Annotated in this window: 25 protein-coding genes and 1 pseudogene; 13 read left to right on the forward strand and 13 right to left on the reverse strand. The window is 46.5% G+C overall.

Translation table 11 applies throughout. The features are described 5' to 3' along the window. The 9 genes from ACIFQM_RS19550 to leuC all read right to left on the reverse strand — a co-directional run. On the reverse strand, window positions 1–1722 hold a 1722-nt coding region (locus ACIFQM_RS19550; RefSeq protein ID WP_430066000.1), incomplete at its 3' end, for a dynamin family protein. Between the two features lie 321 nt (window positions 1723–2043). Then, the gene (locus tag ACIFQM_RS19555; RefSeq protein ID WP_430043653.1) at window positions 2044–2589 is read right to left on the reverse strand and encodes a glutathione peroxidase; all 546 of its coding nucleotides are present in this window, start codon (window positions 2587–2589) and stop codon (window positions 2044–2046) included. Window positions 2590–2691: 102 nt separating this feature from the next. Further along, a complete protein-coding gene (locus ACIFQM_RS19560) occupies window positions 2692–2964 on the reverse strand; it encodes a hypothetical protein (RefSeq protein WP_014282011.1) in 273 nt (90 codons plus the stop codon). A 57-nt stretch (window positions 2965–3021) separates the two neighbouring features. Further along, the gene (gene nth, locus ACIFQM_RS19565; RefSeq protein WP_430043651.1) at window positions 3022–3696 is read right to left on the reverse strand and encodes an endonuclease III; all 675 of its coding nucleotides are present in this window, start codon (window positions 3694–3696) and stop codon (window positions 3022–3024) included. A 211-nt stretch (window positions 3697–3907) separates the two neighbouring features. After that, window positions 3908–4558, reverse strand: a complete 651-nt coding sequence (locus ACIFQM_RS19570; protein WP_430043649.1) for a GerMN domain-containing protein — start codon at window positions 4556–4558, stop codon at window positions 3908–3910. Window positions 4559–4603: 45 nt separating this feature from the next. Beyond that, window positions 4604–6088, reverse strand: a complete 1485-nt coding sequence (locus ACIFQM_RS19575) for an N-acetylmuramoyl-L-alanine amidase (RefSeq protein WP_430043647.1) — start codon at window positions 6086–6088, stop codon at window positions 4604–4606. 313 nt (window positions 6089–6401) lie between these two features. After that, complete coding sequence (locus ACIFQM_RS19580; protein WP_430066002.1) at window positions 6402–7979, reverse strand: N-acetylmuramoyl-L-alanine amidase; 1578 nt, start codon at window positions 7977–7979, stop codon at window positions 6402–6404. Between the two features lie 227 nt (window positions 7980–8206). Then, on the reverse strand, window positions 8207–8809 hold the full coding sequence (gene leuD, locus ACIFQM_RS19585; RefSeq protein ID WP_430043642.1) for a 3-isopropylmalate dehydratase small subunit: 603 nt from the start codon (window positions 8807–8809) through the stop codon (window positions 8207–8209). Between the two features lie 21 nt (window positions 8810–8830). Continuing rightward, window positions 8831–10255 carry a 3-isopropylmalate dehydratase large subunit gene (gene leuC / locus ACIFQM_RS19590; protein WP_430043641.1) on the reverse strand — a complete coding sequence of 475 codons (1425 nt, stop codon included), beginning with the start codon at window positions 10253–10255 and terminating at the stop codon, window positions 8831–8833. 353 nt (window positions 10256–10608) lie between these two features. Here leuC and ACIFQM_RS19595 point away from each other — a divergent pair, with 353 nt between their 5' ends. Both ACIFQM_RS19595 and ACIFQM_RS19600 read left to right on the forward strand, forming a co-directional pair. Further along, window positions 10609–10932 carry a hypothetical protein gene (locus ACIFQM_RS19595; RefSeq protein WP_430043638.1) on the forward strand — a complete coding sequence of 108 codons (324 nt, stop codon included), beginning with the start codon at window positions 10609–10611 and terminating at the stop codon, window positions 10930–10932. Further along, the gene (locus ACIFQM_RS19600) at window positions 10925–11299 is read left to right on the forward strand and encodes a hypothetical protein (protein ID WP_430043635.1); all 375 of its coding nucleotides are present in this window, start codon (window positions 10925–10927) and stop codon (window positions 11297–11299) included. Before ACIFQM_RS19595 ends, ACIFQM_RS19600 begins: the two co-directional genes overlap by 8 nt. A 243-nt stretch (window positions 11300–11542) precedes the next feature. Here ACIFQM_RS19600 and ACIFQM_RS19605 read toward each other — a convergent pair. The 4 genes and pseudogenes from ACIFQM_RS19605 to ACIFQM_RS19620 form a co-directional block, all read right to left on the reverse strand. Beyond that, window positions 11543–11632, reverse strand: a pseudogene (locus tag ACIFQM_RS19605) (putative holin-like toxin); the annotation flags it as partial. 127 nt (window positions 11633–11759) lie between these two features. Then, the gene (locus ACIFQM_RS19610) at window positions 11760–12149 is read right to left on the reverse strand and encodes a hypothetical protein (protein WP_340958640.1); all 390 of its coding nucleotides are present in this window, start codon (window positions 12147–12149) and stop codon (window positions 11760–11762) included. A 14-nt stretch (window positions 12150–12163) separates the two neighbouring features. Then, on the reverse strand, window positions 12164–13306 hold the full coding sequence (locus ACIFQM_RS19615) for a hypothetical protein (protein ID WP_430046332.1): 1143 nt from the start codon (window positions 13304–13306) through the stop codon (window positions 12164–12166). Between the two features lie 273 nt (window positions 13307–13579). After that, on the reverse strand, window positions 13580–13687 hold the full coding sequence (locus tag ACIFQM_RS19620) for a YjcZ family sporulation protein (protein WP_430042909.1): 108 nt from the start codon (window positions 13685–13687) through the stop codon (window positions 13580–13582). Between the two features lie 244 nt (window positions 13688–13931). On the opposite strand from ACIFQM_RS19620, the gene ACIFQM_RS19625 reads away from it, so the two are divergent. From ACIFQM_RS19625 to hydF, 11 genes are all read left to right on the forward strand, one after another. Then, on the forward strand, window positions 13932–14222 hold the full coding sequence (locus ACIFQM_RS19625) for a hypothetical protein (RefSeq protein WP_430042926.1): 291 nt from the start codon (window positions 13932–13934) through the stop codon (window positions 14220–14222). Window positions 14223–14227: 5 nt separating this feature from the next. Further along, entirely contained in the window at window positions 14228–15037 is an 810-nt protein-coding gene (locus ACIFQM_RS19630; protein WP_430042906.1) for an IS3 family transposase, read from the forward strand. A 359-nt stretch (window positions 15038–15396) separates the two neighbouring features. Next, a complete protein-coding gene (locus ACIFQM_RS19635; protein WP_430042904.1) occupies window positions 15397–16353 on the forward strand; it encodes a copper amine oxidase N-terminal domain-containing protein in 957 nt (318 codons plus the stop codon). A gap of 351 nt (window positions 16354–16704) precedes the next feature. Next, window positions 16705–17085 carry a VOC family protein gene (locus ACIFQM_RS19640; RefSeq protein ID WP_430042903.1) on the forward strand — a complete coding sequence of 127 codons (381 nt, stop codon included), beginning with the start codon at window positions 16705–16707 and terminating at the stop codon, window positions 17083–17085. Between the two features lie 143 nt (window positions 17086–17228). After that, on the forward strand, window positions 17229–17765 hold the full coding sequence (locus tag ACIFQM_RS19645; protein ID WP_430042902.1) for a hypothetical protein: 537 nt from the start codon (window positions 17229–17231) through the stop codon (window positions 17763–17765). A gap of 129 nt (window positions 17766–17894) precedes the next feature. Further along, a complete protein-coding gene (gene fdhF, locus ACIFQM_RS19650; protein ID WP_430042900.1) occupies window positions 17895–20057 on the forward strand; it encodes a formate dehydrogenase subunit alpha in 2163 nt (720 codons plus the stop codon). Between the two features lie 29 nt (window positions 20058–20086). Continuing rightward, window positions 20087–20683, forward strand: coding sequence for a 4Fe-4S dicluster domain-containing protein (locus ACIFQM_RS19655; protein ID WP_430042898.1), 597 nt, complete (start codon window positions 20087–20089; stop codon window positions 20681–20683). A gap of 33 nt (window positions 20684–20716) precedes the next feature. Continuing rightward, window positions 20717–22198: a [FeFe] hydrogenase, group A gene (locus ACIFQM_RS19660; RefSeq protein WP_430066004.1), complete on the forward strand. Its 1482-nt coding sequence runs from the start codon at window positions 20717–20719 to the stop codon at window positions 22196–22198. Window positions 22199–22314: 116 nt separating this feature from the next. Continuing rightward, window positions 22315–22905: a 4Fe-4S dicluster domain-containing protein gene (locus ACIFQM_RS19665; protein WP_430042892.1), complete on the forward strand. Its 591-nt coding sequence runs from the start codon at window positions 22315–22317 to the stop codon at window positions 22903–22905. Between the two features lies 1 nt (window position 22906). Then, window positions 22907–24355, forward strand: coding sequence for an aspartate ammonia-lyase (locus ACIFQM_RS19670; protein WP_430042889.1), 1449 nt, complete (start codon window positions 22907–22909; stop codon window positions 24353–24355). Then, window positions 24342–25595, forward strand: a complete 1254-nt coding sequence (gene hydF, locus ACIFQM_RS19675; RefSeq protein WP_430042887.1) for a [FeFe] hydrogenase H-cluster maturation GTPase HydF — start codon at window positions 24342–24344, stop codon at window positions 25593–25595. The genes ACIFQM_RS19670 and hydF overlap by 14 nt, the downstream gene beginning before the upstream one ends. The last annotated feature ends 35 nt before the right edge of the window (window positions 25596–25630 follow it).

Below are 25630 nucleotides of genomic sequence, written 5' to 3' on the forward strand. Positions count from 1 at the left end.
GTGTGCGCCAGCGGCGGCAGTACGCGCAGCGCCCGCTGGCGTGGCCGAAGCCGCAGCGGTGGTTTCCGCCGCAGGCGCTGGCGCCGCCGCCTGAGGCAACGCGTCAGGCGCGGCTGCTTGCGGAAGCAGGCTGCGCAGCGCGGTCGCGTATGCAGCCGAGGCGCTTAGGCGGGCGCGATAACGGCCTGCCGCGTCCGCCTGCGCCAGCAGCTCGGTGCGCGCGGACGCAAGCGCCGCGCGGCGTGCTTCGGCCTGCGCAGCTAGCTGCGCCAGCAGGCGGTCTGCCAGCGCCAGCGCCTTGCGGCGGCAATCTGCCGTGACGGCGCTGCGCAGATCCTTGCAATAGTTCAGCGTATACTCCGGCGACAACGCTGTTTCCTTCACCGTCTGCTCAATCAGTCCCCGATCCGTCACAGGACGAATTTCGTCCAGCCCCTGTTCCAACGCAGCCGACCACAAATTATGCCCATCCCCCCAGGAACGCAGCAGCTCTCGCACATGAGGAAGCAACTGCCCCTCCACCTGATCAGCCAGCATACCAGTCAGTCGTTCTAAACGGTTTTCCTTCTCCCGCTCCGTCTTTCCTCCGGCAAACCATAGCCCGGCCTTGAAGCCCGGCTTGCGGCTCTCCAAATATTCGCCCGCCGCCTCACGCAGCTCTGCAGGTGTCAAATGGGCATGCTCCAGTACATGATCCAGTTCTTGCCGCAGTCGTTTATGCCCCTGCTCTGGTAGTATATTCCAGTGTTCATCCTCTTGCTGCAAAACTTCCAGCTCCATATCCAGACGCGAAATGACTTCCTCCCCGCCTGCCTCTTCCAGCAACGTATTCAGTTCCTCTTCCTCGGCAGCCTGCACAACCTCCACATGTTGATCCGCCAAATGGCGCATGGAGGAAACCAAACTGTACGACAATAGCTCTGTTTTTCGCTCCAACAGTGCTTTGATCAGCAACGACAGCTCTTCCCATTGGTTCAAAGGATGGTTTTGCTCTTTCAAGGAGGTGAACAGTATATCCGCGTAATGAACCTGCCAAGCATGAAAGCTGGCCTCCACCTCACTACGATAACGTGTAAATGAAAGCTCTCGCTCTCGATGCTTATCTATTTGGTTAATAATCAAATATAACGGCTTGCCCCAATCCGACAGACTTTTGGCAAAGGACAAGTTATTTTCCGATTGAACATGGTTATAATCCATCACATAAAAAACAATATCCGCCCAGTGCAAAGCAGAATGTGTCGCCAGCGCATGGCCGCGGTCTGTAGAATCGACACCAGGTGTATCCAGCAGTACCCCTCCACCAGCTAACATCGGGACATCCTCCCATACCTGAACCGATTCGTAAGCTCCGCCATTTTTACAATATTCAGCCAGCTCGGACAGAGAGGTTTCCAGTACCTCCGGCTCCGGGTTTTCAAATGTTTTAGCCAGGTGAATTCGTGCTCTCGAATGTCCGTAACGGATGGACACCACATTAGCACTCGTAGGAACCGGCCCGGATGGCAGCACCGTTTTGCCGCACAGACTGTTGATCAAGCTCGATTTCCCAGCGGAAAAATGCCCGCAAAATGCAATGGTCAATTCCTCTGCTTCCGCCTTAGCCAGCAAGTCTGCTACGGCTTTCGCTCCTTCCTCATCCCCGGCTGTGCGCAAAAAATTCCGTAACTGTTCTATCGTATTCATTTCTTCCCGAGCATTCCCTGTAATCGTTTGCATCATAAGCTATAGTTCCACTCCTTGTCCCTTAGCTGCCTCAAATAGCTTTATTGTAGCATTCCTTAGGCGCTGTGAGAATCATCACAGTTGAGGATTTCGCAAAAAATCCACAAAGCGACGTGTAACCAGCAATATATAGATCGAAATGATTTTATTCATCTATATGTTGCACCTTGGAGCGACTGGATTCTAATTTTGCAAAATCCTGAATTAAAAAAGATGTTAAAAAAAGGCGGTTTCCCAAAGTCATGTACATGACTTTGGGAAACCGCCTTTTTATCAATAGTACCAACAAGTTCATCTCATTCTGTCCAAAACTGATCTTTACAGCAAAGCTTCAATATCCTCTTCCATATCCAGGGGATCCGTCGTCGCCTCAAAGCGTTTGACCACTTTCCCGTTCCGATCAATCAGGAATTTTGTAAAATTCCATTTGATCGAATCTCCAGCTAAGTATTCAGGATGACGCTCATGAATTAAAGGAATAAGTATTTTGGCAACCGAATGCGTTTCATCAAAGCCCTCAAAGGGCAACGATGAAGCAAGATATGTAAACAACGGATGAGCCTGCTTATCACGTACATCCACTTTTTGGAACATGGGGAACGTTACACCATAATTCAGGGTACAAAAAGTATGCACGCTGTCATTGGAATCCGGCTCCTGATCGGCAAACTGATTACACGGAAAGCCGAGAATCACTAAACCTCTATCCTTATAGTGATCGTACAAACGCTGCAAATCCTGATATTGAAATGTAAAACCGCACTGGCTGGCTGTATTTACAATTAACACCATTTTATCTTTAAAATCACTAAGGGAGATTTCCTTGCCGTTCATTGCAACGGCTGAATAATCATAAATGCTCATTTAAGAATAACTCCTCTGTAAGTTATACACCATGCGTTCCCAGGCTGGTTAGACCAGCCGAGCCGCCTACGGCGGACATGCAAGCATGTCCGCTAATTGAACTTAATTTGTTGCCGTCTCAAGCACTGGCAACAAAATTTCGAATACTTGACCATGTTGCAAAATCGTAATTCCGCGGGATTTGTCCTTCATTACGACTACTTCCGGCTTTTGAGACATACGCTCCAGATAATGCTCCGGTACATCACCAGAATGGCTAACTGTGATTCCTTCAAGCTCGCGCTCTTCGTTTTCAGCAAACTCCGATGTTACGATTTGCTCAAAAATATCGGAAAAAGCCTCAAAATTGTCTGTATATACCGAAATGCATTTCATACTCTTCATCCTTTTCTACACATAAATGGTTAAACCCTCGAAATTTCTACGGGGTCTTTAAGCTCTACGTTCCTTATCTTTCCTGATCGGGGACGTTTTCATACGTTTCTTGCCTTCCCTGCATACATCGAGCAACGGACATACCTGACATTGAGGATTTTGCGCTTTGCAGTGGTAGCGGCCGAAAAAAATGAGCCTGTGATGGGTCAAGGACCATTCGTCCCTAGGTACCCTTTTCATCAGCTTTTTCTCCACCTCTAGCACTGAATCGTCCCATCCCGCAAAGCCCAGTCGTTTGGAAACACGCTCTACATGCGTATCTACCGCAATAGCTGGTACATTAAAAGCGGTGGACACAACGACATTAGCCGTCTTGCGCCCAACACCGGGAAGCTTGACCAACTCATCATGCTCAGACGGTATTTCTCCCCCATACTGGTCTATCAATAAACGGCACAGGTTATGAATATGCTTAGCCTTGTTCCGGTACAAGCCTATTCTGCGGATATCCTGCTCCAGTTCTTCAATGGGAACAGCCAAATAATCCTCGGGTGTCTTGTATTTTTGAAACAGGTCTGCCGTTACTTTATTCACCATCTGATCGGAGCATTGAGCGGACAATAACACAGCAATCGTTAATTCAAAAGCATTGTCATGGTTCAACTCACAATGGGCATCCGGAAACATCGTACCGATGGTGTCCAATATATAACGTGCGGTTGCTGCATTCACGGAATCCTACCTCCTACCAAAAAAAACGTCTTGATACGGGATAGCCCGCATCAAGACGGTCACTCTAAATAATCATCCGGAAAGAAACGAATACTATTTGTGCATGACTGCCTGCATAGGCGAGAAATACACTCCTATATTAACATTAACTGTCACAGATTGCACGAGAAAAGTATGTAATTCCCAAGAAATTTTCATACAGTCTGATCTGTTAACGGTTCATCGGATGTTCCAGGTCTACATGTCCCATTAAGGATTCCAGGGATTGACCATCTACGAGCAGATCCAGCGTTTTGACTTCCTTGAACTGGAACATCGTTTTCTTCAAAGCGTCAATAGCCAAGTCCTCACCACCTGCACCCAGACGAGCCTCGTCCGGCAGGGAAATATCAAACGTCAATGCTCCATTGTCCAATTTGATTTTATGCACGGAAATTTTCTCAGACCATAACGGTATCAGGGTAGAATTCCCACTCTTTTGCAGAGCTTCAAACGCCTTTTGGAATTTTTCCAGCTCGCTTGGGTAGGTAATTTCCTTTTTCTGTTCCTTCAAGCCTGTCTCTTGTGTATCAGTGTAGTACACCGTGATCTGTTGAGTTTGGCGGTCTCCTGATTTTACCGTATCCGTCTTGGTGTTTGTAGGCTCGGTTGACGAGGATGCAGGTGTTTGACTCGCTCCGTTATTTTCAACAGACTGAGTCGATGAATCAGGGGTCGTTTGTTCTGGTGTGCTATTTTGCGCCGCAGACGTTTCCGTTTCCTGAGATGGAGCAGCAGGAGCCGCTGTCTCCTTGGAAGCGCAGCCTGCACCTGCAATAGCAAACAGTGCCAGCAGACCTGCGATTACGATTTTCTTGTTCATATGTCCCCCTCCTTGCTTGACGTTGGCAAGCGATTTGTTGAAGATTTATTTTACACCAAGATACTCTGTGATGCCATCTGCAATCCCTTGAGCTACCCGGTTTTGGAAATCTTCATCAAACAATGTAGCTTCCTCTTTCGCATTACTGAGATATCCTACCTCAAGCAAAACAGCAGGCATCGTCGTTTCCCGAATGACATGGAAATTGCCATAACGAATGCCCCGGTCTGTCAAACCTGTCGCTGGTGCAAAGTACTTATGCATGACGTCCGCGAACGCTTTGCTTGCACTACGCTGGTAATACGTCTCTGTACCATTGGAAGCCGAGCTGCCGCTACTGTTGGCGTGAATGGACACGAATACGTTGGCATTGAGATTTTCAGCCACTTTTACGCGCTGTTTAAGCTCCAAAAACGTATCATCGCTGCGTGTCAACACAACCTCAAGATTAGGGTTCTGCTTCAAAATGCTTTCTACTTTCAGAGCCATAGCCAAGTTGAAGGTCTTTTCGTAATTTTTTTTAGAAATCCCTACGGCTCCTGAATCCTTCGCTCCATGACCGGCATCAATAACAACGACTTTTTTGCCATTGCTGTTAACTGGTGAGGTCTGTGACCCATCCGGTAAGGTAGCATCAGGTGCTGTATTCACTGAATCCTTCGATGCCAGATCGACGATAACGCGATTCGAGCCGTCATTGTATGCGGTATAATTCATGACATGCTTCAGATCAATAACAACACGAACCGTTGAAGGTTCCTTTTGGAATAAAGCATAACGGATACCGGATACATCCGCTTCATCCTGAATATCCAGTGAACCATTCTGGCTGCTGTCCAGCTTTTGCTGGGCCCCAAAGTTGTCAGCAAAAGCCGTAGCCGGCAAATCCACAACTACTCGATCAGGGGCAGTCATTGTAAATGCTTTTGGCTTCACTTCACCCATAGTCGTAATGGTTAAGCGGTTTTGACTGAAACTGATTCCTTGTACCTGCATTACACCTGAACTGGCATTATTCGTTGGTAAAGTTACACTTCCAGTATCTGTGCTGCTATTCCCAGATTTAGGAGGAGTAAATTCCCCGTTTCCCGACCCGCTGCTGCGGGTATATAATTTTACGGACTTGGAGCTACTGTCCCATTTTACGTCCAGTCCCATTTGCTCGCCGATAAAGCGAAGCGGTACAAGAGCATAATTGGAACGCAGCAGAGGCGAAGCATCCAGACTAATGTCGCTTCCATTGACAGTCGCTGTCTTGCTTCCGATTATCATTCGGATCAAGGTACTGTCCTTCTCAATCGTTATGGTTCGCGCCTGCTGCTTCCATGTCACGTCATAACCTAAATTTTCAGAAATTACCCGTAGCGGAACCATTGTACTTCCGCCAATCACTTGTGCCTTAGCACCGTTCGGGACACTTAACTGTTGATCGTCGAGATAGATTTGTGTTCCACTCGAAGCCGCATGTCCATAACCCGGAACCGCCCACATGAAGACAAATAATAACAACAAAAAACCAAATTTCTTCATTCGTCACCCTTCCATTCATAATTTTTTTGCCACATGCTCCGGTGCGGCGACCTGATATACGCGCTTATGTAATATCAGACAACCTTTTAGACGTTATTCCACACCAAAAGTTGCGAATATATTCCATCATAACAGAAATTTACGTGCCAAAGAACTAATTTTGTCGAATTATAGCTAAAAATATAGTTCATTCGCTTTGCGGCTAAAGTCATTGATCGGATTACAAAAAAAACTGCTTTCTCCCTAAACATGGATAGGGAGAAAAAGCAGCTTTTTGGTGAGTTTGATACGATCTCATTTAAAATTTTCAAAATTATGAGTTGATAGAATCACTCGTGTCGTTAACCGTCACAGTCCCCATATATTCCTTTAGACCGTCCACAATCCCTTCCGCAATCCTTTGCTGTGTTTCTTCCGAGAACATGGCTGCTTCATCAGACAGATTGCTAAGGTAGCCACATTCCAGCAACACGGCTGGCATTTGAGCCTTTCTCGTTACGATATGATTCGCCACCTTAATCCCGTTATCCTTAAATCCGGTTGCTGCCACAAGATGCTTATGCATCGTTGTTGCCAGAGCCAGACTTCCCTGACGTGCATAGTAGGTTTCAGAACCATTAGCTTTTCCTTTATTGGAGGGCAGCATACTGTTTCCATGGATCGAAACAAACACGCTCGCCTGCTGTTCGTTTGCTAGCTGGGGGCGTTCATCCAGCGTAGGATACGTATCTCCATTGCGGGTCATGACTACCTGAATATCAGGATCGTTTTGCAAGAGCTGCTTGACCTTTAACCCTACAGCCAGTGCAAACTCCTTTTCGTGTCTTCCAGTGATACTGCCTGCTCCGGGATCTCTGCCACCATGCCCTGGATCAATGACGACTATTTTCCGTCCGCCGCTGTTGGTTGGTGTCACAGCCTGATCAACACTGCGTTCACGCAATTGGAGTGTGATTTCACCTGTGCTGTTAGTTGAAAGCTCGTAGTCACGTACCTGGTTTAAAACAATTACAATACGGACGCCGTCCTTTTGTCCATCGGCGGGGGCAAACCTGACTTCCTGCACATCCCCACTGTCAATATTCGTCAGCACTCGTAATCCATCGCTACGAACCGGAAATTGCTGAGAAAGCTCCGACGTCAGCGCCGCTTCTGCCAGATCTACAACAATGCGGTCAGGTCCCGTCATTTGGGTCACTTTGGGCGTTACACCCCTGTTCAATGAAATCTGTAATGCTTCATCTTGAAAGGTAATGTTTTGTACCAGTAGTGTATTTACTTGTAGCTGTTCTGTATCCTGCTGCTTGGATGATGCGAGTTCGTCCTGTGTAAGCTTGTCTGATCCAGTCAGCTTTGTAGTCGTTGTTGTTGACGAAGACGTTTTTTGTGTACTCGTGATCTGTGTCTGCGTTTGTGATGTTTTTTGGGATGGAGACTGTTTTTCTGTCTGCTGGTCTGTCACCTTTTGACTGAGATTCACGGATTTATTTTTATTATTCCAATCTACCTTCAGCCCCATTTGCTCCCCGACAAAACGTAACGGAACCATCGTGGAGTTACCACGCAGCACAGGAGGTGCATCCAAATTGACCATTTTTCCATTCACATCAGCCGATGTACGGCCTACATACATGGACATATCCGTGCTGTTTTTTTGGATTGAGATTTTATAGGCTTGTGGTTCCCATTTAAATTGATAGCCAAGCTGTTCACCAACCACTCGAAGCGGAACCATGACTTTTCCATTAACCATTTCAGGCTTGGCATCTGAAGGTGCTTCTATCCTTTTTCCATCTAAAAACAAATCTGCTCCAGCCGCATTCACATGAGAGGAGGACGGCCACAACCAAATTAAGATAGCCGCCAGTATCAACCAACTATATTTCTTCATCCTCATTCCCCTAACTTAATATATGTATTTTTTTGTTCTACTACATAGGCATAGTCCTTCAACAATTATACATTTACCATACCATGCTGTGACGAACCGTCAACCCCTTATTTACCAATTTATCTTATGAATATGACAAAAGCCCGCAGGCAAAAAAATTGCCAGTACGGGCTTTTTGTCCAACAAACCAGTTCACTTTATCGCTACAAACTCATACTGAGCTGGAATTATGCGCCTTGCTTCGCAGCACGCTTCTGTTCATAAGCCAGAATTTCAGCCTCATGCTGGAGCGTCAAGCCAATGTCATCCAAACCTTGCAGCAAAAATTGACGTCGATGCTCATCCAGATCAAAATCAATATGCAGACCATAATCGTCGGTAATTGTTTTTTCGTCCAGGTCTACGTTCAATTGGTAGTTATCATGCTTGGCTGTGCGTTGAAACAAATCCTCTACTTGCTCCTCAGACAGCTTGATCGGTAAAATAGCATTTTTAAAACAGTTATTGTAGAAGATATCCGCATAAGACGGTGCAATTACGCAACGAAATCCATAGTCCATGATTGCCCACGGCGCATGCTCACGGGAGGAGCCGCAGCCAAAGTTGGCACGGGAGATCAGAACAGATGCCCCTGCATAGCGAGGCTTATTCGGTTCAAAATCAGGATTTATATTTCCTTCCTCATCAAAACGCCACTCGTAAAACAGAAACTGTCCAAAACCTGTGCGCTCGATTCGTTTCAAAAACTGCTTGGGTATAATAGCATCTGTATCTACGTTCACCCGATCCACAGGTGCTACAATCCCTTTTAAAGTTGTGAATGCTTCCATTGTAAATTCCTCCTCCGTATCCTAGTGGACTACTGCTTCCTGCTTGAACTTCCAGTCCCGCACATCGAAAAAATGTCCATGAATCGCCGCAGCGGCTGCCATTGCCGGAGATACGAGGTGAGTACGGCCTCCACGTCCTTGTCGACCTTCAAAGTTACGGTTAGAAGTCGACGCACAGCGCTGTCCCGGTTGAAGTACGTCCGGATTCATCGCAAGACACATGCTGCATCCCGCTTCACGCCACTCAAATCCTGCTTCCTTGAAAATGACGTCCAGTCCTTCTTCCTCGGCCTGAATTTTCACACGTCCTGAGCCTGGTACGACAATTGCTGTTACCCTGTCGGATACCTGATAGCCTTTGGCCACCTCGGCCGCAGCGCGCAAATCTTCAATTCGCCCGTTGGTACAAGAGCCAATAAATACATAATCAATCGCAATATCCGTAATCGGTGTGCCTGGCTTCAAATCCATATATTCAAGCGCTTTTTCAGCAGCTTTACGTTCGTTTTCTGTTGGCAATTCTGCCGGAATCGGTACTGTGGCAGAGATATCTGTACCCATGCCCGGGCTAGTCCCCCAGGTTACTTGTGGAATCAAAGCATCCACATCAAACTCTAGCACGATATCAAACTCAGCGCCTTCATCTGTAACAAGATCTTTCCACTCAGCAACCGCCTGCTCGAAAGCAGCTCCTTGCGCTACATGTTGACGTCCACGCAAGTAGTTAAAGGTTGTTTCATCCGGCGCAATCATACCCGCTCTGGCTCCGCCTTCAATAGACATGTTGCACACGGTCATGCGCTCTTCCATGCTCAATTCGCGGATAGATTCACCTGTATATTCAATAACATAACCGGTAGCGAAATCCGTGCCGTATTTGGCGATGACACCCAGAATCATATCCTTTGCTGTCACACCCGGCTTGCGGCGGCCCACAAAGCGGATTTCCATTGTTTTTGCTTTTGTTTGCTGTAGACATTGCGTTGCCATTACATGCTCTACTTCGCTGGTTCCGATACCAAAAGCGAGCGCTCCGAACGCGCCATGTGTGGAGGTGTGGCTGTCACCACAAACAATTGTTTTACCCGGGTGAGTCAGACCGAGCTCCGGTCCCATAACGTGAACGACACCTTGATCAATCGTATCCAGATCATACAGTGTGACACCGAAATCACGGCAATTTTGAGTCAAAGTATCAATCTGCTGCTTGGAAATCGGGTCCGTAATATTGTAACGATCCTGCGTCGGTACGTTATGATCCATCGTCGCAAACGTAAGCTCTGGACGACGCACCTTGCGTCCGCTAAGACGAAGCCCCTCAAACGCCTGCGGCGAGGTCACCTCATGTACTAGATGAAGGTCAATGTACAAAATACTCGGCTTTCCCTCTTCCTGATAGATGACATGGTTATCCCAAATTTTCTCGAACATAGTCTTATTGCTCATCAACATTCACCCCTGTGTTTTTCGAACCTAATTATAGAGAAGGCTGTACGGCTTTCTCTTGGATGTCAACAATATACCACGACATGCTTGATTGATCCAAGATATGATATCTATAGAAGTGATAGGTTAAGGCTATAAGGTGGACTAAGAGGTTAATTGTACATTTCGGCCCCAATTCGCCCCCTACATTTTGTTTGCTTTTTCTCCTTTGGAACTTTAAAAAATGTTACTATATACGGTACTTCTAAAGGAGAGCGCATCATGAACATCTACCGCTTTGAAATCTACGCTAATGGATTCTTGTTAAAAGTTATTAAAACGGGCTGAAACAAAGACCTAAAGGAGATTTAAAGATGAAACAGGCTTCGTATTTTTTCTTTTTGCTTTCGTGTGTATTACTTATAACTGGTTTTGTAGTTGCTTATCACTATGGAGATTATAATGCGGAATACTCTTCGTTGCATGACAACTCGTGGGATAAGATGGGCCATGTTGTAGGCGGTGATGCGTACAATTACATTATAATGGGTATGCGAGGTATGCTATATGGGGTTGCTTCCCTTGTGTTCGCTGTACTTGGATGCTTCTTTTTTATTCTGGATCGCTTTGAACATAAAAAAGAAACACCCTCAATGACCATTAATAAGGAGGCGGAACAATTGGGGTCAGATGTTTAGGCAGACAACATTTACTTTTCTATTCATACTTATCCTTTTGATTTCAGGTTGTGCAACCAATGGTGAGCAACCTGCTCCTAAACAAACACAAACATCTGATAGTGAAATTACTAATGATCCGCAGGACGATATTGTATACGTAGATGATGAAACAAGGTTCATTGCTACGACTGTAAGACTAGCGCGACTTTATGATGATGTAAAAGAAGACTCTGACATGCAAGAAACAATTGCGTCTGCTGTAGAAAGTTCTGCTGAATCATTTGATAAAGACGTAAAAGAGAAATTTATAGAAGTTGCAGCAGCTATCAAAGACGGCAATCCAGAAATGGCTCAGAGGTTATGTGATGAAGTAGAAGCAGAGTAGGTAACCAAATATAGTTGGAAACGCGATTGGTAAAATAGCCCCGGAGCAATCCGGGGTTTTAATATTTGACCATAGTCAACAAAGGCAATTTTATTGCCTGAATAATTTCCGTGTGGTAACATAAGAATAGAAAAAGGGAACGGCTACCACCGCTCCCCTGCACGACTTGCCGATATAAGAGCGGTCGGCGTTTAAGGTGTTGATCTAGGAATAAGACCGTATCCTTAGTGGGGGCGGTCTATTTCTTTTGTCTTGGTTCAGCGCAATAACAATCGTAACGATAAATCCGATCAACGTAATTAATAACGTGCCGAACATCATCATTAATGTCAAAGCATCTTAACCTCCACAAGCATCATCTCCCTTCCGGGAGATTAGCCGACCGCCCTTTATAGCCGTTTTGTCGCACGATCCAAATTATACCATAAAAAAGCTCTAGGTAGGTCTGGAGACTTTACTTTTATTTTTCCATTAATTTATTAAATATCTCTCTATCTTTGGAAGTAAAGTCGTTAATCCGTTTCTTTTGCTCGTACGTGTTGGTACTTGAATCCAATTTAATAAAGCCATTTTCACCAACCACATATACGATATTTTTTTTTATCTTATATGACACAATATTATCAACAGCTTTTTCTAGTGGATCAGCAAGATGATTATAAAGTATTAAAGGGTCTTGCGGCCCCCCTCTCAAAATTTGAAAAGTCCCGTCACCAAAATATTCTACGGTATCTTTGCCTGATGGGTATTTATACTTCGTATTATCCCCGGAATTCACCAAGAAAATTAGAGTAGTAGTTATAACTAGTAGAGAGATCAAGATCAAAATAAAGATATATCTACGCTTCATCTGCAATTCACACCTCACTTCCAAGCTTTTCTTGTATCAGTTACTGTTACATAAGACGTATACTCATTTAGTGTTCCCCATGATTCCATTAAATTTGTTAGGTTTGCTGCAGCCCAACCAAGTTTGTTGTTCCCAGTAAACATTTGCTTAAAATTATACTCAAAATTATAGACATCAGAATACGTTGTAGTAATTTTCCATTGCCCGTTTACATATGTTCCATCTATTTTGTACTTCATTTTGTGAAAAGCATTATATAAATCTCTATCACTTTCTAATTGCTCAGATCCATTATAAGAAAAACTTTTAACTTTTTTAGCATTAGCTTTTTTGACTTCATCATTAACTATTGCGATGTGCTCTTTAGACTTTTTAACTTGCTGCGCCTCATATGACCATTCGTTAAAGTTTAAATTTCCTGGTTTGTAATCAAGTGAATGTTTAAGTAAATTGGCTGTGATGTCCCCGTACTTCTTTCGAGCTATAGGAACAGCTACTAATGTAAATGCTTTACGATCAGGATAATGTATTACAGTGTCTGTCGAATCCTTTACCTTCTCTACGCCTCGTACCCAAGTTTTTTCTAGTTCTACCATCGGATTTTCAAACGGAAAAGTATTATTTCCTGCATACACTAGCATATTCTTACTATATGCGCCTTCCAGTATTTTTTGCGAGACATCAGACTGATCCTGTTCTCTTGTTTCCTTAGGTTCTACCTGAGGACTGTACTGAATTTTTCCAAATTGATCTTCTTTTTGTTTTAAAACAAGTTCAAACTCAAGAATCTCTTTGCTGGTATCAATCTGTTCTTGATACTTATCTACATAAGCGTGTGTAAACGTAATATCTCGGATTGTGTTTTCATTTCTAACGATTTGGATATTACATTTGCGATAGTAATCCTCACTATCAGGTTTATATTCTGTGTTTGCCCATGTATACAGCATGTTGGAATTATCCGCATTGTCTATAACTGAAGGAAGCGAATGAAGCGGAATTTTGCTTCGAATATGTAGCGAATGAGCCAAGTTTGGAGACTTAGCTGAAAGGTTTAGGGAACTATTATTCTTATAAGTAAAGCCAATGATTTCACCTTTTACAAACTCGATTGGTTCACCACCGGATTTGCGTTCTATTCTTAATGAAATGCTCATTGAAATAATCTCCTCTGTTAATTTAATCTAGCTTTGTAGGAAATATTTGTGAAAAGATAATTTCCAAATATTAATATATACGAAAAATATTAAAAAGTAAACATATTTTCAACGTGGTAAAGGACGACAATTGAGTTTCGTAACCTCGGAAAATTATATGAAGAAGCTAAATCGAAATATAATCCAGCTAACACGGACCTGTTAGAAACGATAACAGCTCTGCCGACCAATTAAGGTTAGCAGAGCTTTTTTATTCAACAGTTCCTTTCACAATTAAACCCAACACGCTTTAGTGATTATAACCAACAGAATAAAGAGCACTAAAATTGCCGCTGTAGAAGTCCCCACACCGCAAACAGCTGGACCTGCACATCCACTCATAGCTTAAGCCCTCCTTTATTTGTTATCACCTTAATATATGTATAAGTACACTCTCTGACCGGGCATACAGGCAAACATAAAAACACCCCACCAGCTTAGCCACAGTGGTATTATCCCCTTCAAGTAGACACTTAAAAAAACCTTCATGTTATCATGGGGGTTCAAGTGAAGCTTGGAGGGGATATTTTTATGGCGAAAAAGGGCAAACATTCCAGACGTATACCGAAGATTCAAATTGAATGCGGTGAGAGCGTATGTCGAAGGTACTTCAAGTTATAAGGTGATCGCTGAGCGTGAGGGGATTCGGAATTGTTCACAACTGAAGGTGTGGGTGAAAAAGTGGAAAAACGGGGAAGCGTTCGATGAGCGAAAAAGGAATGTAACGAATCCACTGAAGGGACGTCCTCGTACAGCCTTTGGCAGTGTGGAGAAAGAGCGAGACTATCTCCAAGCACAGGTGGACTATTTAAAAAAGCGGTATCCAAATCTAGTAAAGGAGAAGCGCCCAACCAACGTGAGAACTACGACATCGTAGATGAATTGCGCAGCTTACATGGCATTACACGCCGGAATACCCCGAGTTACTACAAATGGCGAGCTACACAGCTACAGCGAGACGCAAGACAAGATCAGGATCGCGAGATCAAAGAACACATGATGGCTATTCATTTTACAAACCCAGAGTTTGGTTATCCTCGCATGACAACAGCGTTGTGTGAGGCAGGTCTGAACGTCAATCACAAGAAAGTATGGCGAATCATGCGGGAGCTATCGATCCAATCGGTGATTCGCAGGAAGAGAAAGAAGTCCAACTATACACCTTCTGTCATCTATCCGAATCGCCTGAAACGCAAATTCCATGCCACAGCTCCCCAGCAAAAAATGGTGACGGATATTACCTATATTACGGATGGAACCACATTTGTTTACCTGTCCGTGATTCAAGACCTGTTTAACAATGAGATTGTAGCTTGGCAGTTGTCCAAACGGAATGATGTTCAACTCGTATTGGATACGGTGGAACAGTGGACACAAAAAAGAGACGTTTCGGAAGCCGTGCTCCACTCGGATCAGGGCTTCCAATATACGTCTCAGGCGTACAACACACGATTAGAAGCATTCGGCGTGAAAGGCAGCCACTCTCGCAAAGCAACCTGCCTGGATAACGCATGCATCGAATCCTTCTTTTTGCATCTCAAGACCGAGAAGCTGTACCTTAACCCGTGTAATTCAGAAGCAGAGATTCGACAAGCAGTGGAAGATTACATGTACGATTACAACTACCGCCGCTTTCAAGCCAGACTCAAACAACGCGCACCGATTGAATATCGATGCGCGCTGGCAGCATAGCTTTTTTTCATCTGTCTACTTGACAGGGGTATGACCAGATGTAACAAGTTTTTTTAACATATATATTCTATAGAAGTGATAGGTTAAGGCTATAAGGTGGAATAAGGACACAAGATTACTCCTCATCATATGAAACTAGGCATTTAGTTCTAGGATAAATATTTAATAAGTATTTCCCAGCGGACAGCTTTACTTTACTTCTGCTTGTGTTTTAAGGTGACAACACTAAGTACAAATCACAATAGAAACATATGTTCCGTTCAATACATTTGCAGATAGAAAAATATTCCTAGGTCTGATAGACTACTTATAAAATGAGCATTTGCAAATTCATGAAATACCAGAAAGAGGAGATTATTATGAAGCGCCTTCTTGTCCTATTATTCATTTGTGTGGTCTATTTTGGAACGATTCCAACAATTCATGCGAATCCGTCGAATTATCGTATTTTTTTGGATGGAAAGATTGTGACACTTCAATCTGCCCCTCGCATTGAAAGTAACACACTTATGGTTCCGGTTGTCCCGTTGTTAAAAAAATTAGGCTATACAGCTGCTGTAGATCCCGATATTCCTGATCGTGTAAAAATAACAAATTCCAATAATTCGATTACCTTTGTAGTGGGTGATAAAAATATGTATATCAACGGAAAAGAAATTCGTATGCCTGTTAGCTCTAAATCATACAATGGAGTAACTTACCTTCCTCTGCGCGCCATTTCGCAGGCGCTTGGGAGACCGTTTGGCAGTAACGCAACAGAACAGTACGCATGGATTGGAGTTGCACCAAATAAAAACCAAAATACCCCTCCAGAATTGCAAGGGAAAGATTTTAGAAATGCTGTATGGGGTATGACAGTTCAGCAAATTAAAAGGTCTGAAACACTGCCCCTCATTAATGCTGTCACTGAATTGGATGATTATGGTATGAGTAATATGTACTATACTTATTTGGACTACAAAGGTGAATACAACGGGTACAAAGCAGTTTACACTTATATCCTATCCGGGAAGAATAAAAACAGCACTAAACTGATTGACGGACAGATTTTATTTCCTGAAAAATTTAGTAACATGCAAAACTATATAGATCGTTTCTTTAAAATTAGTTCTAAAATGCAATTGGCATACGGTACGCCAGTTGAAAGGGAGCGACCACGAGGAAGAGATCAGAGTAAATGGGCCGAAGACCTGTCTTTAGGTAATCTCTCTTTAACCGATTACTACAATGTCGGTCGAAATTCTTATTATATCCGATTGTACAAAAGTATGAATTCTGAATATCCTCAATTGGATATTTTGGTGTCTCAAAGATAATATTAGACTTTTTTCTGAGAATCAGCACGACAGTATAAATAATTTTATCGAGTGCTTCGAAGATCACTATAGAACTGACTAAACAAAAAGCAATGTAAGACATGAAGAACGTGTTGGAACGCATGGATTATAAAATCGCAAGTTATGAACAGACAATATTTGAAAAAGAAAAAACACTAAATAGACCACAAGATTAGTTTTGTGAATGACAATGGGGGAATCATACCACAAGTCAGCTCTGTCTGTAGTAGTAATAATACTGGCGTCTGGTTCAGTAAAGAAACTTGTGCCTATAGTAAGGATTAGGATCATCGAGTTGGGTAATTATTTATACAAAGGAGTGAAAAATCAATGATTAGTAAAGTCGGTCAAATTATGTTGTATGTCAATAACCAAGATGAGTCACTGGATTTTTGGACAGAAAAAGTAGGATTTAATGTAATTTCTGAAGAAAATAATGGTCAAGGAATGAGATGGATTGAAATTGCTCCTGAAAAGGGTGCAGAAACAAGTATCATTCTCCATAATAAGGAATTCGTTGCTAAAATGTCACCTGAATTAAATCTCGGTACACCTTCTTTAATGTTTTTTTCCGAAAATCTCGATCAATTACATGGCGACTTATCCAATAAAAATGTCAAAGTCGGAGAAATTGTAAATATGCCTTCCGGCAGAGTATTTAACTTTGCAGACAATGAAGAAAATTACTTTGCTGTAATGGAAAAAAAGTAAATTACGATAAAAGAGTAAAAGCCCTCCGTTTAAGAGGGCTTTTTCATATATGCTGGCCGCAAACTAAAGTCATTCGATTGACCTCACTAACCGCCAATCTGGTCCACCCCAACCTCTTCTATGTAAAATTATGGCTTAGTGTAATGAATTTCACATCTTTCCGGGTCAACCTGTTCTACCATAGAAGAGTGATACGCCGTGCTGGGCAGACCACTTTGGGCGGGACGGGGGCGTTCTGCTGCAAATCAGCTACACAGGCTGTCTGGCATGTGCGGCAAGCACGCTTTTATTTTGATTCGAAGCGGAGTGTTCAGATGTTGAATACCGAATGGGAATACCGTGAGCGCATCAGGAAGCTGGCCGTATGCATTGTCAAGCATTATCGAGGAAAAGGACCAGAAAACGTCAAGGTTTCACTGGATTCGCCACTCCGGATTACGGTAGAAATTCGAGGAACATTATCCAACCTGTCCGAAATTCTCGTTCATGAAGGGGCCGAGGACAAGGTCAGGGAATATTGGAACGTCCTTCGTCCTTATCTGGAAAAAGAATTTATGAGTGAAGCTGAAAAAACACTTGGCAGTCCCTTCACTTACACTTGGGAAGTCTGCCCCTCCGTCCATGGGGACGGACATATTATCATTACTCTTGAATTACAACACATACACCGGTTGGATTAGCGGGAAGGAGCTTGTTTCCTCGCCCGCGGATAAGCCAGTACAGGATGCAGCGTAAAGCGGCATTTTTGTATTGGCTTTTTTTCATGTTACGAGCTTCATCTAATTCATATAAAAAGAGGTGCTGCACACATGGCAGACAAGGTATTGACCGTATGTCCCTACTGCGGAAGCGGATGTCAGCTTCATTTGCTAGTAGACAAAGGACAGGTAATTGGCGCAGAGCCGGCTGGTGGTCGTACAAACGAAGGAACACTGTGTCTGAAAGGACATTATGGATGGGATTTTCTGAATGACCCGCAAATTCTAACCGCACGCTTGCGCAAGCCCCTGATTCGAAAAAATGGAGTCATGGAGGAAGTGGAGTGGGAAGAAGCCATTCAGTATACCGCTGAACGCCTATTAGCCATCAAGGAAAAATACGGACCCGATTCCATTATGGGAACAGGCTCCGCACGCGGTCCGGGGAACGAAGCCAACTATGTCATGCAAAAGTTCATGCGGGCGGTCATTGGCACGAACAATATTGATCATTGCGCTCGTGTATGCCATGGCCCTTCTGTGGCTGGTTTGACATACTCACTCGGGGACGGGGCCATGTCCAACTCCATTCCAGAAATTGAACACTCTGATCTTATTTTCGTGTTTGGGTATAATGCACCCGAAACACATCCAATCGTCGCAAGACGCATTGTAGCTGCCAAGCAAAGAGGTGCCAAAATTATTGTATGTGATCCGCGCATGACTGAAACTGGACGCATTTCAGATATGTGGCTACCTCTAAAAGGCGGTTCGAACATGGCTTTGGTGAATGCTTTTGGTCATGTGCTTGTACATGAAGGACTGTACGACAAACGATATGTGGAAGCAAACACAGAAGGCTTTGCCGAATACGTAGACAGCATTCAAAAATATACGCCCGAATATGCGGAAGGCATTACGGGAGTCAAGACGGCTGACATTCGAGCAGCTATGAGGGAATATGCAAAGGCCCCTACCGCTACAATTCTGTATGGAATGGGCGTATGTCAATTTTCACAGGCCGTTGACGTGGTAAAGGGACTCGCTTCTCTTGCACTGTTGACCGGAAATCTGGGCAAGCCGAATGTGGGGATTGGGCCTGTACGGGGGCAAAACAATGTCCAGGGCTCCTGCGACATGGGCGCATTGCCGAATGTATATCCTGGTTATCAGGAAGTAACGGATAGCACGGTTCGCAAAAAGTTTGAAAAAGCATACGGTGTTGAGCTGCCGCGTAAAAAAGGATATTCCCTTACGGAGGTGCCACACCTCATCCTGAAGGAGAACAAGCTGAAAGCTTATTATATTTTCGGCGAGGACCCTGTGCAAAGTGATCCGAACGCCGCGGAATTACGTGAAGCGCTAGACCAATTGGAATTTGTCGTGGTGCAGGATATTTTCATGAATAAAACGGCGCTGCACGCCGATATCATCCTCCCTTCCACCTCTTGGGGCGAGCATGATGGTGTGTATTCCTCGGCAGACCGCGGCTTTCAGCGCATTCGCAAAGCGGTCGAGCCACAAGGTGACGTTAAGCCGGACTGGGCCATTATTAGCGAAGTCGCTACCGCCATGGGCTACCCTATGTCCTATGCAAACACAGAGGAAATTTGGGATGAAATGCGCAGCCTCTGCCCGTTATTCGCTGGTGCCAGCTACCAAAAAATGGAGGATCAAGGCGGCGTGCAATGGCCCTGCCCTACAGAGGATCATCCTGGTACACCGTATTTGTACAAAGGGAATCAATTTTCTACACCTAGTGGCAAAGGCCGATTATTCGCCTGCGAATGGCGTCCGCCACAAGAACAGCCGGATGAGAAATTCCCGCTTGTCTTATCTACAGTTCGTGAGGTAGGCCATTACTCCGTGCGTACCATGACCGGTAACTGCCGTGCGCTGCGCCAACTGTCTGATGAGCCTGGCTTTATTCAGATTAGCCCGGAAGACGGAGCAGATCTGAACATTCTCGATGGCGAAATTGTTGCCATATCCTCCCGTCGTGGACGCATTATGGCACGGGCGCAGATTAGTGACCGTGTGCAGCAAGGCGCGACCTATATGACCTATCACTGGTGGGTTGGAGCATGTAACGAGCTGACCGCTGATTTTCTCGATCCGGTATCTAAGACCCCGGAATTAAAATACTGCGCCATTCGGCTGGAACGGATCGCCGACCAAGCACAGGCCGAGCGTGATGTACATGAATCGTACCAACGGATTCGCAGACAAATGAACGTTCAGGAAGCTGTTTTGGCGGATAAGGTGACGAGATGAGCGGGGCACGAAACGAGATGAGCCGTCCGATGAGTAGAATGGGAGTAGCCGATAGAACAAGCGCTGTCGCCTCTTCCTTTGTGGTCGCAGATGCCGGGCACTGTATCGGCTGCAAAGCCTGCGAGCTAGCCTGCTTCGCCGTTCACAGTCAGACTAACGGCATAGGCGCTTCGGTCGGAACCGTCAGCGTGCCTGTCGTACCTAAGGTGTATGTTGTACGCGCCGGGGATACGTATGTGCCTGTGCAATGCCGGCATTGTGAGAATGCACCCTGCGCACATGCCTGTCCGGTTCAGGCCATTCGACAGGAGAACGGTGTGGTCATGATTGACGAGGAGCTGTGCATCGGCTGTACCTCCTGTGTTTTGGCCTGTCCCTTCGGGGCCATTGAGGTATCTGCCGTCTACCGGGAAGGACGTGTGATGACGCAGCCCGGCTTGACTGATCGTGCCGCTCACAAGGCTCTCCCCCGTACCGCCGCAGGCAAATGCGACCTGTGCGCAGACACAAACGGAGGACAGCCTGCTTGTGTAGAAGCCTGTCCAAACGATGTACTACGGCTGGCTATAGTCGAGTCCGATCCGCTTCCCGAGCGTCGGCGGGAAGTCTTCTTCCCTCGCCTGTAAGGCCAAAATCAGCCGCAGAAAGGTAGAAAAAAGATGTCCATAACAACTAACAATGCCTCTTCGGCTCCTTGTATGGAGACGACGGATTACACCAACCCCATTATTCATATTGATCCCAGTATGTGTACCGGGTGCAGACGCTGTGCAGGGGTTTGTCCGGTAGATGCCATAGAAGGACAGCCCGGAGAGCCGCAAACCGTGAACGCAGACCGCTGCGTGATCTGCGGCCAATGTGTACAAATATGCAGCGTATACGCATCCGATTGGGCTGGTTCATCCCCACAGGAAGCCGCCAGCAGACGACAGGAGCGCTTGCGTGAGCGCGATATGCCTGCTGACATCGGAGAACCGCTATTCGCTGCCTATTATAGCGGTAGCCTGAATAAGGTAACCGACATGATGACGAAATCGGGACAGTTTCGGATCGTCCAATGTGCTCCAGCCATTCGCGTTTCAATCGCAGAGGAATTTGGTATGCCATTTGGCACGCTCACACCAGGTAAAATGGCTGCGGCCCTGCGCCGTCTTGGCTTTGATCGGGTATATGACACCAACTTTGGAGCTGATGTCACCATTATGGAGGAAGGCACCGAGCTGATTCGTCGTGTAACCGAAGGTGGGCCGCTACCGATGTTTACCTCCTGCTGTCCGGCATGGGTTCGATTCGCCGAGATTGAATATCCCGATCTGTTGGACCATCTATCCAGCTGCAAATCCCCTATGCAAATGCTAGGCTCGCTGGTCAAAACCTATGGTGCCCAACTGGACGAGGTGGAACCTGCGAACATTTATAGCGTCGCGATCATGCCTTGTACCTGCAAGCAATTCGAATGTGATCGTCCTGAAATGGAATCCGACGGGTACCGTGACGTGGATGAGGTACTGACAACGCGTGAACTGGCATACTGGATCAAGAAAAGCGGCATTGATTTTATGAATCTGCCAGATGAAGAATTCGATTCACCGCTAGGACGTTATTCAGGAGCAGGGTCCATTTTTGGTGTAACCGGAGGCGTGATGGAAGCCGCCATCCGTACAGGCTACGAGCTGCTGACGAATGAAAAGCTACCGAAGCTCCAACTGGATTTTGTACGCGGTGAGGAAGGCATTCGAGTCGCCGAGGTTCAGGTGGGTGAGCTGCAACTCAAGGTAGCGGTCGTCGCGGGGCTGCAACATGCCTATGGGCTGCTGGATCGTGTGCAGGCAGGCGAATGTGATTATCATTTTATTGAGGTCATGGGCTGTCCTGCCGGATGTATTAGCGGAGGCGGTCAACCCAAGCTCATGCTGGAAAAACACCGGATTGAAGCTTACCGGGCACGCAAATCCTCTATTTATGGACATGATGCGGGGCTTCAGGTGCGAAAATCACATGAAAACCCTCACATTATTAAGCTGTACGATGAATTTTTAGGTGAGCCGCTTGGTCATGTATCGCATCATTTGCTGCACACGACCTTCCAAAAGCGCGGACCAGGCGACATCCCCCCTCTCCATGCAAAAAGAAGCTGCTGAGTCTTGTTCATGTTCATCCTGTGCTCATCATGTTCTGCACCAACAAATTGCATTTTTAAACCTTTTCATACTGTACCCATTGTATTTTGTCGTTAGTTAGAAAGGAGTCGAGTTGTATGAACCGCTTTGTTTTAGCTGATCCCGATCAGTGTATCGGTTGTCGTACCTGTGAAATCGCATGTGTCATCGCACATTCAGCAGGTAACCCTTTTATCTCGCCGGATGATGAGTTTCATTTTCACCCGCGTCTGAAGGTCATCAAATCCATTGGGGTCACTGCCCCTGTCCAATGCCGTCACTGTGAGGATGCACCCTGCGCCAACGCTTGTCCGAACGGCTCCATTACGAACGCGGACGGCTGTATTCTCATTAACAGCGAGAGCTGTATCGGCTGTAAAACCTGTATGATTGCCTGCCCTTACGGTGCCATTACCATGGTACCCGAATATCGGGACGGGCGGCCTGTAGTACAGGATGGACTGTACACGAATGTGTCGGGACGTTTGCAGCCCAAAGAGCGAATGATTGCCAGCAAATGTGATCTGTGTGAAGGTGTAGAGGGGGGTCCCGCCTGCATTGGAAAATGCCCAACACGTGCCCTCAAGCTGGTTGAGCCTGATCTGGTTCACGCCCGTGTTGAGGAAAAACGTGCTGCGAGCGCACGCCAGTTACTGCATATGACGCGCATTCCGGCAACGGGTCTGTGACATGACCGAAGCCTTTCCTCTGCAAAAAGATACGCGAACCGAGCGGGATGCGCTAGGGGAAATGGAGATTCCAGCCAATGCCTGCTACGGCATTCATACCGCACGTGCGATGAACAACTTTACAGTCAGCGGCAGACCTGTAAATCAAAAGCTGATTCACGCGCTAGTACTGGTGAAGAAAGCAGCCGCTCAGGTGAACTGTGAGCAAAATCGGCTCCCTCCCCACCGGGCGGCTGCAATGATAGACGCCTGCGATGAATTGCTCGCCGGACGGCATCTGGATATGTTCACAGTCGATGCCCTGCAAGGCGGTGCAGGCACCAGCACCAACATGAACGTCAACGAGGTCATTGCTAATTTGGCGATTATGCGGCTTGGTGGAAAACCCGGACAGTATGAGCTGGTACATCCTCTGGATGATGTGAACTGCTGTCAGTCCACGAACGATGTTTATCCGACAGCATTACGAATTGCGGCCATTCGACTGCTTCGTCCTTTATGTGACGCGATGGCTTCGTTACAAGAGTCTTTACAGCACAAAGAAACGGAATATGCCGATCTGCTCAAGCTAGGTCGCACACAGCTAATGGATGCCCTGCCCATGATGGCCGGGCAAGGCTTTGGTGCTTACGCAAAAGCCGTGGCACGTGACCGCTGGCGGCTCTACAAAGCCGAGGAACGGCTGCGGGAAATCCCTATCGGCGGTACAGCGATTGGTACAGGCATGAATGCGCCTCGTGCTTACAGCTATCGGATGGTAGAGAAGCTGGCGGACGAGACTGGCTTTGGGCTATGCCGAAGTGACCACCCGATGGACCCGATTCAGAATATGGATGTCTTTGTGGAGGTATCTGGTCTGCTCAAAGCCGCTGCTGTGAACCTGTTCAAAATATCAGGCGATTTTCGCCTGCTGGCCTCCGGTCCTCTCGGCGGTATTGGCGAGTTCACTCTACCTCCAGTTCAGGCCGGATCATCCATTATGCCTGGCAAGGTTAATCCGGTGATGGCTGAACTGGCCGGACTAACGGCGTTGCGCGTGATAGCCGAAGATGCAGCGATTACTATGGCGGCTGCCTCCGGGCAGCTAGAGCTAAACGCATTCCTGCCGCTGATTGCCGAATCACTGCTGGAATCGCTACACATTCTGGACGGCGCCGTTCGGCTGTTCGATGAACGGTGTGTACGCGGTTTGATCGTATGCGAGGACCGCTGTTCAGCTAATCTCCGTAACTCCGCTGTGATGGCTTCTACGCTGGTCGCGGAGCTTGGCCATGATGAAGCTGCCTCCATTGCCTCAGCAGCCATTACGCAGGGCCGCACACCGGAGGATATTGCCGAAGAACGCGGTCTGCTGACACGCTCGCGCATGGAGCAATTGTGCCATCCCTATACAGTAACCAAGCCCGGTATTCCGGGGCAGGAAGAAGGAATTCACGATGGGAATGAATGATACCCCCCGTAGCAACCGACCGCACATCACCCTGCTCGGTCGCCGCAACGCTGGCAAATCCAGCATTCTGAACACCCTGACCGGCCAGCCCGCCGCCGTGGTATCTCCCGTAGGAGGAACGACCACGGACCCGGTTTTCAAGCCGATGGAGCTGCTCCCTGTCGGCCCCATTGTTCTGGTGGATACCGCCGGACTGGACGATGAGGGTGAGATCGGAGCACTGCGTCGCAACAAAACGCTGGAAATATTAAACAGCACGGATCTGGCACTGCTAATCCTCGATGCTACTGTTGGGGTTAGCGCATTCGAACATGAATTACTCGAAAAGCTGCGTGCCAAGAAGATTCCCGTCATTGGTGTATTAAACAAGACGGACATCTTGGCAGAGACAGAGAAAATAACTGCAACGCTGGGGGCTGAACTGGATTTATCCCTGATTCCTTTCAGTGCCTCTAAACTATGGGGAGACGCGGAAGTGAAAAAGGCCATCAAGGATGCCCTTCCGCAAAACGAGGATCGTTTCCGTATCGTCGGTGACCTGCTGTCGCCCGGAGATTTTGTCGTGCTGGTCGTTCCAATCGACAAAGCTGCGCCAAAGGGCCGACTGATTCTGCCACAGCAGCAGACGATCCGCGATGCATTAGAGAGCGATGCCATCGCCATAGTGACCAAAGAGCATGAACTACGGCTGACGTTGGAGCGCCTGGGACGCAAGCCCCGCTTGGTCGTTACCGATTCACAGGCTTTTATGAAGGTAGCCGCAGATACGCCCAAGGATGTGCCCCTGACCTCCTTTTCCATCCTGTTCGCCCGTCATAAAGGTGACCTTGACGAACTCGTACGAGGTGCAAGAGCCATTGACCGTCTCAAGGATGGCGACCGCGTACTCATTGCCGAAGCCTGTACGCATCAATGTCAGTCTGACGATATCGGTCGTGTGAAAATCCCCCGTTGGCTCCGTCAAACGATAGGTAAACATCTCATCATTGAGCATGCATCCGGTTCCAGCTTTCCTGACGATCTAAGCGAATATGCGCTGGTTATTCACTGCGGGGCCTGCATGCTCAATCGACGTACCATGCTTCACCGAATGGCAGAAACGGAAGCCGCCGGGGTACCCATCGTGAACTATGGTATTTTCATTGCCTATGTTCAGGGAGTCTTCCCCCGTGCCATCGAATGCTTCCCGTCCGCTATACTGGCATGGGAGCAAGCCGTTGGTGCTGGCAGCCATTCCTGAATGAAACGGATGATTAAAGCAACATATTCCGCCTC

It is taken from the genome of Paenibacillus sp. NRS-1782 (genome assembly GCF_050467685.1).
GTDB lineage: Bacteria > Bacillota > Bacilli > Paenibacillales > Paenibacillaceae > Paenibacillus > Paenibacillus terrae_A.